The sequence below is a fragment of the Thermomonospora sp. CIF 1 genome (assembly GCF_001896795.1).
GTDB lineage: Bacteria > Actinomycetota > Actinomycetes > Streptosporangiales > Streptosporangiaceae > Thermomonospora > Thermomonospora curvata.
The window spans coordinates 23,995-36,791 of the sequence record NZ_MOYN02000014.1 but is presented as its reverse complement, the minus strand read 5'-3'; the positions used below and the strand labels follow the sequence as shown (position 1 = coordinate 36,791).

At 70.6% G+C, this 12,797-nt stretch carries 11 protein-coding genes; 9 read left to right on the top strand and 2 right to left on the bottom strand.

The features are described 5' to 3' along the window. Positions 1 to 2 precede the first annotated feature (2 nt). Positions 3 to 260, top strand: a complete 258-nt coding sequence (locus BUE48_RS07130) for a hypothetical protein (RefSeq protein ID WP_041439383.1) — start codon at positions 3 to 5, stop codon at positions 258 to 260. A gap of 80 nt (positions 261 to 340) precedes the next feature. On the opposite strand, the gene BUE48_RS07125 is transcribed toward BUE48_RS07130, so the two are convergent. Then, positions 341 to 910: a RipA family octameric membrane protein gene (locus BUE48_RS07125; RefSeq protein ID WP_012851804.1), complete on the bottom strand. Its 570-nt coding sequence runs from the start codon at positions 908 to 910 to the stop codon at positions 341 to 343. Then, positions 907 to 2,253: a S1 domain-containing protein gene (locus BUE48_RS07120; RefSeq protein ID WP_148232950.1), complete on the bottom strand. Its 1,347-nt coding sequence runs from the start codon at positions 2,251 to 2,253 to the stop codon at positions 907 to 909. Before BUE48_RS07120 ends, BUE48_RS07125 begins: the two co-directional genes overlap by 4 nt. A 271-nt stretch (positions 2,254 to 2,524) precedes the next feature. Between BUE48_RS07120 and BUE48_RS07115 the strand changes: the two genes are divergently transcribed. The 8 genes from BUE48_RS07115 to BUE48_RS07080 all read left to right on the top strand — a co-directional run bounded on the left by BUE48_RS07115 (position 2,525) and on the right by BUE48_RS07080 (position 12,683). Beyond that, on the top strand, positions 2,525 to 3,904 hold the full coding sequence (locus BUE48_RS07115; protein ID WP_012851802.1) for an ATP-binding protein: 1,380 nt from the start codon (positions 2,525 to 2,527) through the stop codon (positions 3,902 to 3,904). Positions 3,905 to 4,017: 113 nt separating this feature from the next. Further along, on the top strand, positions 4,018 to 4,851 hold the full coding sequence (locus tag BUE48_RS07110; protein ID WP_012851801.1) for a response regulator transcription factor: 834 nt from the start codon (positions 4,018 to 4,020) through the stop codon (positions 4,849 to 4,851). A 2,423-nt stretch (positions 4,852 to 7,274) separates the two neighbouring features. Then, positions 7,275 to 8,732, top strand: coding sequence for an ATP-binding protein (locus BUE48_RS07105; RefSeq protein ID WP_012851800.1), 1,458 nt, complete (start codon positions 7,275 to 7,277; stop codon positions 8,730 to 8,732). Then, entirely contained in the window at positions 8,729 to 9,184 is a 456-nt protein-coding gene (locus tag BUE48_RS07100; RefSeq protein ID WP_012851799.1) for a roadblock/LC7 domain-containing protein, read from the top strand. Before BUE48_RS07105 ends, BUE48_RS07100 begins: the two co-directional genes overlap by 4 nt. After that, positions 9,181 to 9,567: a DUF742 domain-containing protein gene (locus tag BUE48_RS07095; protein ID WP_012851798.1), complete on the top strand. Its 387-nt coding sequence runs from the start codon at positions 9,181 to 9,183 to the stop codon at positions 9,565 to 9,567. Before BUE48_RS07100 ends, BUE48_RS07095 begins: the two co-directional genes overlap by 4 nt. Next, positions 9,548 to 10,189 (top strand): GTP-binding protein, encoded by a 642-nt coding sequence (locus BUE48_RS07090; RefSeq protein ID WP_012851797.1) that lies wholly within the window; start codon positions 9,548 to 9,550, stop codon positions 10,187 to 10,189. Before BUE48_RS07095 ends, BUE48_RS07090 begins: the two co-directional genes overlap by 20 nt. Then, positions 10,186 to 11,460 (top strand): cytochrome P450, encoded by a 1,275-nt coding sequence (locus BUE48_RS07085; protein WP_286989393.1) that lies wholly within the window; start codon positions 10,186 to 10,188, stop codon positions 11,458 to 11,460. The genes BUE48_RS07090 and BUE48_RS07085 overlap by 4 nt, the downstream gene beginning before the upstream one ends. Next, complete coding sequence (locus BUE48_RS07080; RefSeq protein WP_286989392.1) at positions 11,457 to 12,683, top strand: cytochrome P450 family protein; 1,227 nt, start codon at positions 11,457 to 11,459, stop codon at positions 12,681 to 12,683. The genes BUE48_RS07085 and BUE48_RS07080 overlap by 4 nt, the downstream gene beginning before the upstream one ends. Positions 12,684 to 12,797 lie beyond the last annotated feature (114 nt).

Here is a 12,797-nt window from a genome sequence, read left to right as displayed (position 1 = left end):
GCATGCGCGTTCGTAGAGGAATCGCCATCGCCGCAACGCTCATCGCCCTCGGTGCGCTAACGCCGAGCATGGCCTCCGCTGAGACCACGACCGCCGCGCAGCCCTCCCCCACCGCGACGGTCGATGTATCCGGCGAGCTCCCCTTCGGCTGGGACAAGTACGGCCCCTACTTCCTGTGGGGCACCCTCAAGTGCCGGATCCACCTCTTCAAGCCCTGGGAGTGGCGCCACATGTGGGGCACCGGCCCCTGCTGGTTCTGAGCCGTCTCTTCAAGCGCGCGAACCGGCGGCCGACCGGTGCGGGAACCGGTCGGCCGCCGGATCCTCGGGCGCGGGGACGCTCAGCCGGACAGCAGAACGGCGATCCCCATTCCGAGGTGGAGGGCGGCGAACAGAGCCGGGATCCACCGTTCGATCCGGGTGAGCGGTCTGTAGCGGCGGCTCGGCAGCGCCGTCACCCATTCGGCCGAGGAGTACGCCAGGGCGGGCAGCCGACGTTCCAGCTCGGCGACGACCGCCCATTTGGCGGAGCTGAGCACACGGTACGAACGCGCCTGTATGCCCCATATCAGGCACTGGCAGAGCGCCGCCGCCAGGACGCACACGATGACCGCCACCGGGATCCGGTGCGTCTCCACCGTGGTGGCGGCTCCGAGCAAGGTGAGCAGGGCAGTATTGCCGGAGAGGAAGAAGGCGTTGGCGGTGTTCCTCCGGGCGCTCACCCGATCCGCCGACTCCACGTACACCCGGTACTGCTCCATCACGGCCATGTGGTAGCGGTAGACGGCCTCGTCGGTGAACGCGTCGGCGGTCACGGCGGAGTTCCACAGGGCCGTATCGAGGTCTTCCCCGCGGGGACGGGACGCCGGGAGGGCGTCCCGTCCCACGGTGTCGTCATGTACGGCGGTCATGCCGTCCTCTCTTCGGAGATGTGCTCGCCGCCCGTGGCCCTCTCCGGCTCGGCGCCCTCCTCGGCGGCCGGTTCCGCCTCGGCGGGAACCTCCCGCAGCCGGATCTCGGCCCGCTCCGGGTCACGGGCGGACGGCGCCGCCGAGACCACCTCGACGTGCAGCCGGTCCCCCTTATCGAGTTCTCCGGCGCTGAACCGTTCCCGCGTCCGGGGGGTCATCTGGAAGATGTGCAAAATGGCGGGCTGCCCCAGTTCGGTCCAGCCGTCCAGGGTCACCAAGACGAACCCCCGCTCCCTGAACGGCCTGGTGACCGTTCCCGTGCACCGCTCGCCCTGCCGCGGGAGGACCGGACCGGGGCGTGCTCCGGGCGTCCCGGAGACAGGCGCCTGCCCGGGCCGCCGGTCGGCCGTCGGCGCGTGATCGGCGAGCACCACGTCGATGCGCTGCCGCACCGGGTCGACCCGCAGCACCCGCACCAGCACCTCAGACCCCTGTTCGAGGCCGGCCGCCTCGGCCATGTGGGTGGGGATCCTGGACTTCCCGCCGTCCTGCAGGGCCACGAAGTAGCCGCCCCGGTTGATCTGGACGACCTCGGCCCGCACCAGAGTGCCGCGCCGGTACTTCGCCTCCAGGGCCGGCCAGGGGTTGGTCTTCCCGTGCCGCTGCGAGAAACGGGTCCCGTTCTCGTCGGTGACGAAGACGCCGTTGAGCCTGGCGCCGATCCGGAACCGCTTGGACATGTCGTCCGGAAGGGTCTCCAGGTAGTCCATGTCGGTACGCCGCATGACCCCGGTGCGCAGCTCGTTCTGGATGTCCCGGACGAAGATGTGGTCGGTCGCCGTCAGCACCACCTCGGCGATGGCCTCCACGTCGCGGACGCCGGTACGGGGGCGCAGGTCCATCTCGGGCATGCCCCGCTTGCGGGCGTCCTCGATCGCCAGCCGCAGCGCCTCCTGCAGCTCGGGCAGCCCGCCCATGTCACAGCGGTACTTGATGGCCCGCACCTGGCCCACGATGTTCGTGGGCAGTTCGGCGCCCTCGTGGTGGATGACGACCGCCCGCTTGTGCAGGCACATCGCCCAGCCCAGCTCCATGGCGACCGAGGTGGAGGGCAAGGACAGGTCGATGACCACCGTGCCGGCCCGGTCGACGCCGTTCCAGGCGGCCGACAACGGGCTCTCCATCGTTCCCGGGATGCAGTCCGCGCGCTCGGGGCGCAGCCCCATCAGCCGCACCGTCACGGCGAAGTACTGCTGGTAGAGCACATCGAAGTCCACCTCCGCGCCGTTGGGCAGCGTGCGCTTTCCGTACGGCATGGCGAAGAAGACGAGTTCATCGTCCACCGAGGGGCTCCGGGTCAACATTTCGGTGAGTTCCACTCCGCTTCTCCTCCCTTGGGGTGATCTTGTTGTCGCGGCCGACACCACTCCGGCTCGGGGAGCATGAAGGCGAGTCTGAATTCCATACTCAGAAAAAGGTGGGCGGAACAACAAGAAACACATTGCCGGGTGCGCTGCAAAGTTTTGCAGCCGGACGTACGAACTTTTCTCCCGCCGCTCACCGGAACGCTCGGCGATAATCATGGCCATGCATACCGAGGCAGCGGAGCCGTCGATGCGCGACCGGCTGTTCGGCAAGGACTCTTTGGCCCCCGGTCACCACCCCGAACTCCACACCCCCCAGCATGCGGTCATGATCATGCGCGCCCTGCACGGTTTCTACCGGCGCATGGCGCTGTGCAGGCTCATCGCCGTTCAACTGTGGGAGGGCGCGTTGATCACCGATGCGCTCCTCGGCCCTCCCGGACGGTTCCAGACCGGTGTGCATTCCGTTGTCGCGCTGACTCTCGCGACCGGGGCGCTGGCCACCGTGGGCGCGGTCGCGGCGTGGAGTCACCACCATGAAGGCGTGCAGGATTGGATGAGCGGCAGGCGCGTCCTGAACCGCATCTCCGACTATCTGCGGAGAACGGCCAGGGAAAGGCGGGTCAGTGCGGACATACCCGGCCTGATAGAGGGGGCGAGCGTGCTGGCCATGGCCGCCTGCACCGCCTGGACCGCTCCTCCCGCCCAGCAGGGAGCGTCGGTTCTCTGGTCGGCCGCGTTCACGTTCCTTCTGCTGTACTTCCCGTTCTCCCAGTACGTCATCGATCCGGCCTGGTATCAGCCCGGCCTTGCCCGGCGAGCCGGTTACGCATGGTTCCGCTTCGCCATTCCCCTCGTCCTCGCCGTGACCGGGATCGCGGTGTACCGGGCATGTGCGCCCGCGTCGGCCTCCGGACCCGACGGCGCGATCGTGATCGCCGGCCTGATGTTCCGTCTCTACGTGGACGTGAGCCTGGTCAACGCCCTGCTGGGCGCGCTACCGGACGCCCTGCGCGACCAGCGCGAGGAGCTCGCCGAGGCCGTATCGACCGTTGTGCACAGCAAGATCAAAAATGAGCTGCGGGTGCTCGGCCCGAATCTGGAACTGGAGTCCCGGCCCTCGTGGGTGCAGGCGAGCTGGCACAGCCTGGTGCATCAGGTCGAGTCCTTGCGTCGCCATCCGTTCCGGGAAGGCGACGGCACCGACATCGGCGAGATCATCGAAGATGTCAGATCCACCGCCTACGCTCATGCGGCCGACAGTGCGGCCATCGACCTGTCTGTCGAGAGCACGGGCGTGGACGTGATGCCGTTGCGCGCCACCGATCTCAACCTGCTGCAGATCGTCCTCAGCGACCTGTGCGCCAATAGCGTGCGCGAAGCCAATCGTCTCAGGCGATCTTCCTTCCGGATCTGGATCTTCATCCGGGCCGTCGAAGAGGAGCGACGCCGCAGACTGATAGTGACGGTCGAGGACGAAGGGGACGGATTTGACGGCGATTCGATCATGAATCGCCCGGAATCCAGCCTCGCCATACTGAACCACAGGCTGAAAAGGCTCGGCGGTGGGATCACGATCGACCGCACGCCCGCCGGCACCCGGGTGCAGGCCACCTGGCTCGCCCTGTGAGCGCCGACCGCACGCCATCACAAATCTGATGACAACACATCCGACATTTGTCAGAATATTTTGTTCATTATCCTGACGCTTCTGACACCGCATCGCCGATTGGAGGCGGTTCCTTGGCCGAAGCCCTCCAGCGACCGACGGAAAACTCCCTCACCCGGTACCTGCTGATCGTCGACGACCTGGGCACGGTCCAGTACACCATCGAGGGCCTGCTCAGCAGGCATGCCGATGTGAAGTCGGGGCGCCTGGCCATCACGGCCGACCAGGTGACCGACCCCGACGACATCCCCGCCGCCGTCGAACGGGCCCGCGAAACGGGAACCACATACGATCTCGCGCTCGTCGACCTCGATTTCGGAGCGCGCCGGGTCGGCGGCTCGCAAAGCCACGGGCTGACCGCGCTGCGGCTGCTGTCCCAGCACACCCCGGATACCAAAATCGCTCTGTACACAGCGGACGTCGAAGGAAATCGTGAGCTGATGCTCCGGGCGGCCTTCGAGCTCTTCCCGCTCCAGCAGCCGCAGACGTGGATCAGCAAGGCCTCACCGGCGGACGGCCAGGCCGAGATGATCTGCGCTCTCCTCGAGGGACGTGACGTGCCCATGGGGCATCTGCGCCCGTACCTGACCCGGCCGGAGCACCTGCGGCTGCGGTCGGTCTGCGGGACGCGGACGCAGTTGCGGATCTGGCAGGCCCTGGCCCTGGGGTTGGACAGCCGCACCCAGATCGCCCGGCAGGCCGGCGTGAGCCCCAGCACGTTGGACAAGTTCGTGGCCAATGTGCGGGAGTTCATCCTCGATTGCATGCCGCCGCTGGTGCCTCCGGAGGGCGCGCAGGCACCCGGTTCGAACGGCCGGTCGGCGAACCTGGCGCTGGCCGTGCGGTTCGCCTACGCCAACCGCGCGTTCTTCAGCGACCCGGAGCTGGAGAGGCTGGTCTCCCGCTGACTCCGCACCGGCCGTCTGGCGGCGCAGACCAGGCCCGCCGTTCGTACCGGTGCTCTCGGCCATGGCGCGCAAGGGCGGTACCGCAGGGCAGGCGCGTATCCCCTTGGAACCCGGCGAACGGCTCCGCGGCGCCTGCTTCCCAGGAGCCAATCCTGCGCCGCCGGAAGCGACCATGCCGCCGTCCGCACCGGCCTCGTCCTCAGAACACCGACTGCGGCGGCCCATGGACGCGCTAAGAGAGGGCCGCCCCGCCCGGCGCTACGGACAGGCCCCAGCACCGTATGGAACCGCCGCGGCGCTCATCGCCATCGGTGCGTTCACACCGAGCATGGCCTCCGCCGAGACCACGACCGCCGCACAGCCCTCCCCCACCGCGACGGTCGATGTGTCCGGCGAGCTCCCCTTCGGCTGGGACGGGTATGGCCCCTACTTCCTGTGGGGCAACCTCAGCTGCCGGGTCCATCTCTTCAAAGCCCAAGGAGTGGATCAACATGTGGAGAACCGGCACCTGCTGGTTCTGAGCCGAAACCCCAGGACGCCACCGCGCGCCGTGCGCACCGCAAACCGGACGCACGGCGCGCGGTCGTCCCCAAGCCGACCTCGGGTGAGGCCGCCGCAGGCCTCAAGGCATGACCATGACCGCAGGGTGAAGCGCGTCGAAGTTCTCACCCGCCTGCCCTGTCGCAGGAGCCGACGGTGCGCCGTCTGCGGCCTTTGCAGAGAGCGGTGGTCCCAGCCCGATCGGGCGGGAATCGGCCGACGTGGGCTCGCCGAGCCCTGGCTGGGCGGCTTTCCCGTCGCCCTGGACGCGATGGAGGCCAGTGGCTCGCCCCGTGGCCGGTCGTCTGTGCCCGATGCCTTTGGACCGCACCCGGCCATGGCGGCCGTCGCGGCGACCGTCCGGTCATCGTCTCGGTGGCGGTGCCGAACGCCTGCGATGCGAGCCCTGTGAGCAGCGCCGGCCTTGCCGGCGGGCCTTCCTCAGGGTGTGGTCCCGGAGGACTAGGGACCCCGACGCCAGCCGAGGTCATGGCGTTGCAGGTCACGGCATCGTCTCCAACTGCGCCGTCCCCCCACATGCGACCTGCGGGAACGGCTCGTCGAAAGGCTCAATGCGCAGTCTCGGGCCGCAGCGGGAGCCCCGGCAGTGTCCGGAGCCGCGTGCTCCCAGGCATACATGCGGAAATCTGGTGCGTGACAAGGACGTCAGACCGTTGACAGCACGTCGGCCGCCTGCTTCCGTCGCCCACCGGGCGGCTGGAGAGCCGTCCAGGTCACCGCTTCGCCCCTGATTGCAAGGCTCTCGTCCTGCCTGCGAACAGACCAGGCCGGCAAGGTTCACTGCATCGGCTCCGGTCGGCGGCGCTCTGGAGGCGAACGTCGCTCCGCCGCGATGGACGTCGGCCCGCCGCCCCGGTTCAGGACTGCGAGCCGCCTCACCTCCGTCGCCCTATGTGATTTCCCCCACAAACGGCTGGAGGGTGCTCTGCCGATCCCGCCAGATTCGCAAGCCGAGCCGGAAAGAGCTCCTCACGCTCAAGCCGATGGCCTACTCGCCCCCTCGTCGAGCAACGCAAAAGTAATCAAAAGTTAAATTTCTCTTTACCGGCATATCCGAACAAAACGCAGCCCTATAGCAGCTTCCCGCCCCGAACGCAATTCGGACGCCCGTATTTCCCGACCCAAAACGTCCGTAGAGCGGAACATGTGGCAGCACAGCCCCGGACGACCCTCCTCACGCCCGCTACGGCCGGCGGCACGGCCATCACCCACCCCGGCCCTCCTCACCTTCTCCACAAAGCCGCCTTGATCAGGGCTTTTACCGCTCGCCGGCGGCACCGGCCGCGCACCCGCAGGCCCCGCGGAGAGACTCCGCCGGCCACGGCGAAGCCCGCCCCTTAGCGCAAATCACCGCACTTTCGCAGGGATTGGCCGCAAGTGGCCATCGGCGGTGTTCTTGGGGCCGCAATGCACGGCAGCGACAAAGATTCGGAATAGGCAAGGATCGCCACACCGGGGACCTTTTGACCGCTCTTGTCCGCTTTCTGCGAGACCGGTGCAAGATATGCGGCGAGTCAAGGGCTCGAAGGTCACCGAAAATACGGCACGACGATTGCGGAAGGCTTTGATGTCACGCACGACGAGATCATCCGTTCCTCGTCGGTCCGGCATCCGGATCGACGCTTCCGCAACCGCCTCCCGTCACATCACGCAAGCACCGTCCCGCCGGGGCGGCCGGTGACGCCGCCCGCAGGTGCCCGCGGCGGCCGTTCCGCGCCGCCGCACGGCTCCGGGCGCACGGCGATCCGGCCGTCGCCCCACCGGGAACGCGGCACCGTGCGCACCCCAGTGGCCGACGCGGCGAGCCCGCAGACGGGACGCCGCCGTAATGGACCGTGCCAGAGCCATCCGTGAAGGCGACGATGACTTCTTCTTCTCCGGCTTCCTCCACGGCCGCCGCCCAGCCCGCGGCCGACACACCCGCCCCTCGGCCGATAGGCGCGGCGGCCGGCGGCGCGGTGGCCCTGCTGGTGCTGGCGGCGGCCCTGTACCGGGAGCCGGACCGGGTGATGACGGCGGCGGCGGTCGCGGTGACCGCCGCCGCCGCCCTGGCGTGGATCCGCTGGCTGACCCGGCGCCACCGGCGGGCCGTCGCCGCCCTGCAGGCCGCCAAGGACGCCGCGATCAGCGAGCAGGACGCCCGGTGGCGCTCCTTCCACGTGGAGCGCATGGAGGCGGTGGCCGCGGCGCTGCGGGAGCTGGCCGGGCCGCGCATGGAGGCCGTCGCGCAGGGACGTCCGGCGCCGCCGCCGCGCACCGAGCTCGAGCCGCAGATGGCCGAGCACATGGAACAGGTGCTGCAGGCGGCCGCCAAGATCGCCGAGCGGTGCCGCGTGGAACGGGACCGGGTGGACTCGGTGATCGGCGCGGTGGTGGCCACCGGGCAGGACTTCATGGCCGCGGCGCTGCGGGTGCAGCAGGAGGCCGCCGCCATGCTGCAGCGGCACTCGGCCGACCCGGACGTGCTGGAGGTCGGCAACCGCGTCGACCACGCCGCCGCGCAGCTGCAGCGCCGCGCCCAGAGCCTGGTGGTGCTGGCCGGGCAGCACCCCGGGCAGCAGTGGCCGGACCTGCCGCTGGTGGAGGTGGTGCGGGCCGCCCAGGGCCGCATCGTGGCGTTCGACCGGGTGCAGGTCGCCGGCGACGGCACGCTCGGGGTGGCCGCGGTGGCCGCCGAGCCGCTGATCCACCTGGTGGCCGAGCTGCTGGCCAACGCCACCCAAAGCTCCACCCCGGTCGACCCGGTGGAGGTGCGGGTGCGGCCGCTGCGCGACGGCGCGGTGATCGAGATCGACGACTGCGGGCTGGGGATGGACCCGCAGACGCTGGCCCGGCAGCGCGAGATCGCCTCCGGGCGCACCCCGGTCGGCCTGGCCGACCTGGGGCCGACGCCGCAGCTGGGCCTGGCCGTGGTGGGCGAGTACGCCCGCCGCTACGGCTTCGGGGTGGAGCTGCGCGAGTCGATGTACCGCGGGATCCAGGCGGTGGTGTGGGTGCCCGCCGAGCTGACCGTGATCGTCGATCCCATCGCCGATCCCGCCCTGGAACCCCCCGTCCCGGTGGCGGAGGCCGCCGCCCCGCCCCAGGCGGCACAGCAGTCCGCCGTTCCCCCTCCGGCCAAGCCCGAGGAACTGCCGCAGCGGCGCTCGCGGCGCGGCCAGGCCCCCGCCCGGCCCGCCGCCGCGCCCGACCCAGCCGACGGCGTGTCCCGGGAGACCCCCGAGGAGGCCGCCGCATGGGCCAAGGCCTACTTCGGAGCCGCCGACGGCAGTGACCGGCCGGACCCCGCCGACACATCCGACACCGAGGAGCGACGATGAGCGAACACAGCAGCCGGCGGCCGGGAGTCCTCGTCAGCGACGACCCCGCGGACAACGGCTGGATGCTGGAGGAGCTGGCGCTGCCGGGCATCCGGCACGCCGTGGTGTGCTCGCGCGACGGGCTGCCGCTGGCGCACCCGGCCTCCACACCCCGGGAGGACGCCGAGCGCCTGTCGGCGGCCTGCGCGGGGCTGGCGACGCTGGGCCAGGGGCTGGCCGACTCCATCGACGCCTCCTCCCCCGCCGACGCCCCGCCGATGGGCCTGCCCCAGGAGGTCATCATCAAATACGACGGCGGGATCCTGTTCGTGCGGGGCGCCGCCCGCAACACCGCGCTGGCGGTGCTGGCCGAACGCAGCATCGACCCGGCCCTGGTCGCCCGGCAGATGCAAAAGCAGGTCGACAAGATCGGCCGTGGGATGAACGCCGCGGCCCGCGTGCCGGGGTCATGACCGACCGTCACGGCCCGCTCGGGACGGGCGACCCGGCCGAGGAGGCCCGCCGCCGCCCGGTGCGCCCCTATGTGATCACCCGGGGGCGGTCGCAGCCCACCCGCAACACCTTCCGTCCCGAGACGTTGCTGATCGCCACCGACCCCGACCGGCGGCTGCCGCCGTCGGCCACCTTGGAGCAGCGCCGCTTCCTGGAGGTCTGCCGGGGGCTGCTGTCGCTCAGCGAGGCCGCCGAGGCGCTGGGCCTGCCGATCAGCGTGGCCGCGGTGGTGGCCAGCGACCTGGTCGACGCCGGGCATCTGACGATCCGTTCCAACCCGCCGTCCGCAGCATCGGACCCCACACTTCTGCGAGCGCTTCTCGATGGTCTCCGCCGCCTCTGACGCCCCCTCCCCCCGCCGGCCGGTCTACGTCGACGCCGCGGTCACCCAGTCGGCGAAGCTGCTGATCGCCGGCGCGTTCGGGGTGGGCAAGACGACGTTCATCTCCTCGGTGAGCGAGATCCGGCCGCTGTGCACCGAGGCCCCGATGACCACCCTCAGCATCGGCACCGACCGCCTGGACGGCCTGGAGGACAAGCGCACCACCACGGTGGCCATGGACTTCGGCCGCATCACACTGCTGCCGCAGGACTCCGCCCCGATCGTGCTGTACCTGTTCGGCACGCCGGGCCAGCAGCGTTTCTGGAACGTCTGGGAGGGGCACGGCCTGGCCTCCGGGGCCGCGGGGGCGCTGGTGCTGGTGGACACCCGCCGCCTGGAGGACAGCTTCGAAGTGCTGGACCAGCTGGAGACCCGGGTGCCCGACCTGCCGATCGCCGTGGCGGTCAACGTCTTCCCCGACTCGCCGCACCACCCGCTGGAGATCGTGCACCGCAAGCTGGACCTGCTGCCGCAGACCCCCATCACCTCGTGCGTGGCCACCCGCCGCGAGTCGGCCCGCGACGCGCTGATCACGCTGGTGGAGCACGCGCTGGCCCGCAGCCTGGAAGGCAGGGCCTCATGACCGAGCGCCTGGCGGACATGACGGGGCTGACCCCGCTGACCGAGATCGCCGCCAGCCCCGACCTGCACGGCACTTATGCGCGGCTGCGGGAGCAGTGGGGCTATGTCGTCCCGGTGCTGCTGGAGCAGGGCCGCCGCCACCCGATCAACGGCTGGCTGCTGCTGGGGTACCGGGAGATCCTGGACGTCGTCCAGGACGAGCGGCGCTTCGCCCGCAACCCCGAGCTGCACTGGCGCGACTACGTCGAAGGCCGGGTCGACCCGGACTCCGGGCTGGCGCCGATGATGTTCCCCCGTCCCAACGCCTACTTCGCCGACGGGGAGACCCACCAGCGGCTGCGCGCCCCCCTCGACCAGGGCCTGCTGGAGCTGGACCAGCACGCGATGGCCCGGCGGATCCGCGCCATCTGCACCGAGCTGACCGGCGACTTCGTCGGACGCGGGCATGCGGACCTGGTCGCCGAGTACGCCGCGCACATCCCGATGGTCACCGTGGCCAACACCATGTTCGGCATCGACATGGAGCACAGCCGCCGGCTCCATGAGGGGCTGCTGGCCCTGTTCGGGTCCGGTGCCGACTCCCAGGACGGCTACCTGGACGTCCAGCGGATCCTCACCGACGTCATCGCCGCCCGCAAAAAAGCGCCCGCCGCCGACATGACCACCGCGTTCCTGCGGCACCCGAACCTGCGCGACGACACCGAGGTCATGCAGGAGATGCTGCTGATGATCTCGGCCGGCTATGAGACCACCACCATCTGGATCGCCCGGGCCCTGCTGCTGATGCTCAGCGATCGGCGTTTCTCCGGCCGGATCCGCGGCGGCACCCTCGGGGTGAACGAGGCGCTGGACGAGGTGCTGTGGCGGGACCCGCCGATGACCCACATGCCCGCCCGGTTCCCGGTCATGGACTGCCGGATCGGCGGGCGGCAGATCGCCCGGGGGGACGCGCTGATCCTCGGCCTGGCCGCGGCCGGCTCCGACCCGCGCATCCACCCGTCCGACCGGGCCAACTGGTGGCAGGAGATCGACAACCGGGCCCACCTGGGGTGGAGCGCCGGGCCGCACACCTGCCCGGCCAAGAGCGCGGCCCGCACGATCGCCCGGATCGCCGTGGAGACCGCGCTGCACGAGCTGCCCGGCGTGACCCTGGCCGACCCGGACGCGCCGATCCCGCTGGTGCCCTCGCCGTGGACCCGCCTGCCCGCCTGCCTGCACGTGCGCTTCCCGACGGCCTCGTCCGCTCCTAAAACCGTTGGAGGAATTCGATGAGCGTTCAGTTCCGCCTGGACCCCTTCGGCAGTGACCACCATGGTGAGGCCGCGCGGCTCCGCGAGGCCGGCGCCGCCGTCCCCGTGGGGCTGCCCGGTCTGCCCGACGAGGTGACCGCCTGGGTGATCACCCGCTATGAGGCGCTGCACGGCGTGTTCCGCAACCCGGCGGTCAGCAAGAACTGGCGGAACTGGGCCGCCCACCAACAAGGCCGGATTCCCGCGGACTGGCCGCTGCTGGGCATGTTCGCCGTGGACAACATGTTCACCGCCGACGGCGCCGAGCACCGGCGGCTGCGCGGGCTGATCAGCGGGGTGTTCACCCGTGGCCGGGTGGAGGCGCTGCGGCCGCGCATTCAGGAGATCATCGAGGAGGTGCTCGCGGCGCTGCCCGAGCACGCCGACGCCGACGGGGTGGTGGATCTGCGGCAGCATTTCGCCTACCCGATCCCCATGCAGGTGGTCTGCGAGTTGCTGGGGGTGCCCGCGGATTGGCGGCCCGAGCTGCGGGAGCTGGTCGACAGCCTGTTCCGCACCGACACCACGCCCGAGGAGGCCGTCCGCACCCAGCAGCGGCGGCACCAGATGCTGGCCGAGCTGCTGGAGCTGCGCACCAAGGAGCCGGCCGAGGACCTGACCACGGCGCTGCTGGAGGCCCGCCGCAACACCCCCGACGCCCTCAGCCACGAGGAGCTCACCGACACGCTGTGGCTGCTGTGCACCGCCGGGCACGAGACCACGCTGGGCCTGCTCGCCAACGCCGTCCACGCCCTGCTCACCCACCCCGACCAAAAGGAGATCGCGGTGCGGGGCGACGCGGACACCTGGTCGGCGGTGGTCAACGAGACCCTGCGGTGGGACCCGCCCATCACCAACCTGTCCTGCGGCTACCCGACCCGCCCGCTGACCATCGGCGACGTCACCATCCCCACCGGGGACGCGCTGCTGGCCTCCTACACCGCCGCCGGACGCGACCCGGCCGAGTACGGCCCCACCGCCGACCGCTTCGACATCACCGCCGACCGCAGCCCGCACCTGTCCTTCGGCGGCGGCCCCCACTACTGCCTGGGTGCCCCGCTGGCCACGGTCGAGGCGCCCATGGCCCTGCAGGCCCTGTTCACCCGCTACCCCGAACTGCACCTGGCCGAGGACCGGAAGGTGGAGCCGGTGCCGTCGCTGTTCACCAACAGCGCCCGGGTGCTGCCGGTGCGCCTGGAACGCTGATGCGGCCTTCTTCCGGTCGTCCTGCGCGTGCCCGGCGCGCGCAGGACGACCGGCCGCACCTCCGCTGCGGCGGGAGGCGTCGCGGGTTCCGCGGCTGGGTTCCACCGGTGCGGG

Bases quoted from the DNA above. Each gene is read 5' to 3' on its own strand.
- BUE48_RS07130 (WP_041439383.1), top strand. From the start codon at position 3: ATGCGCGTTCGTAGAGGAATCGCCATCGCCGCAACGCTCATCGCCCTC.
- BUE48_RS07125 (WP_012851804.1), bottom strand. From the start codon at position 910: ATGACCGCCGTACATGACGACACCGTGGGACGGGACGCCCTCCCGGCG.
- BUE48_RS07115 (WP_012851802.1), top strand. From the start codon at position 2,525: ATGCGCGACCGGCTGTTCGGCAAGGACTCTTTGGCCCCCGGTCACCAC.
- BUE48_RS07105 (WP_012851800.1), top strand. From the start codon at position 7,275: ATGACTTCTTCTTCTCCGGCTTCCTCCACGGCCGCCGCCCAGCCCGCG.
- BUE48_RS07100 (WP_012851799.1), top strand. From the start codon at position 8,729: ATGAGCGAACACAGCAGCCGGCGGCCGGGAGTCCTCGTCAGCGACGAC.
- BUE48_RS07095 (WP_012851798.1), top strand. From the start codon at position 9,181: ATGACCGACCGTCACGGCCCGCTCGGGACGGGCGACCCGGCCGAGGAG.
- BUE48_RS07090 (WP_012851797.1), top strand. From the start codon at position 9,548: ATGGTCTCCGCCGCCTCTGACGCCCCCTCCCCCCGCCGGCCGGTCTAC.
- BUE48_RS07085 (WP_286989393.1), top strand. From the start codon at position 10,186: ATGACCGAGCGCCTGGCGGACATGACGGGGCTGACCCCGCTGACCGAG.
- BUE48_RS07080 (WP_286989392.1), top strand. From the start codon at position 11,457: ATGAGCGTTCAGTTCCGCCTGGACCCCTTCGGCAGTGACCACCATGGT.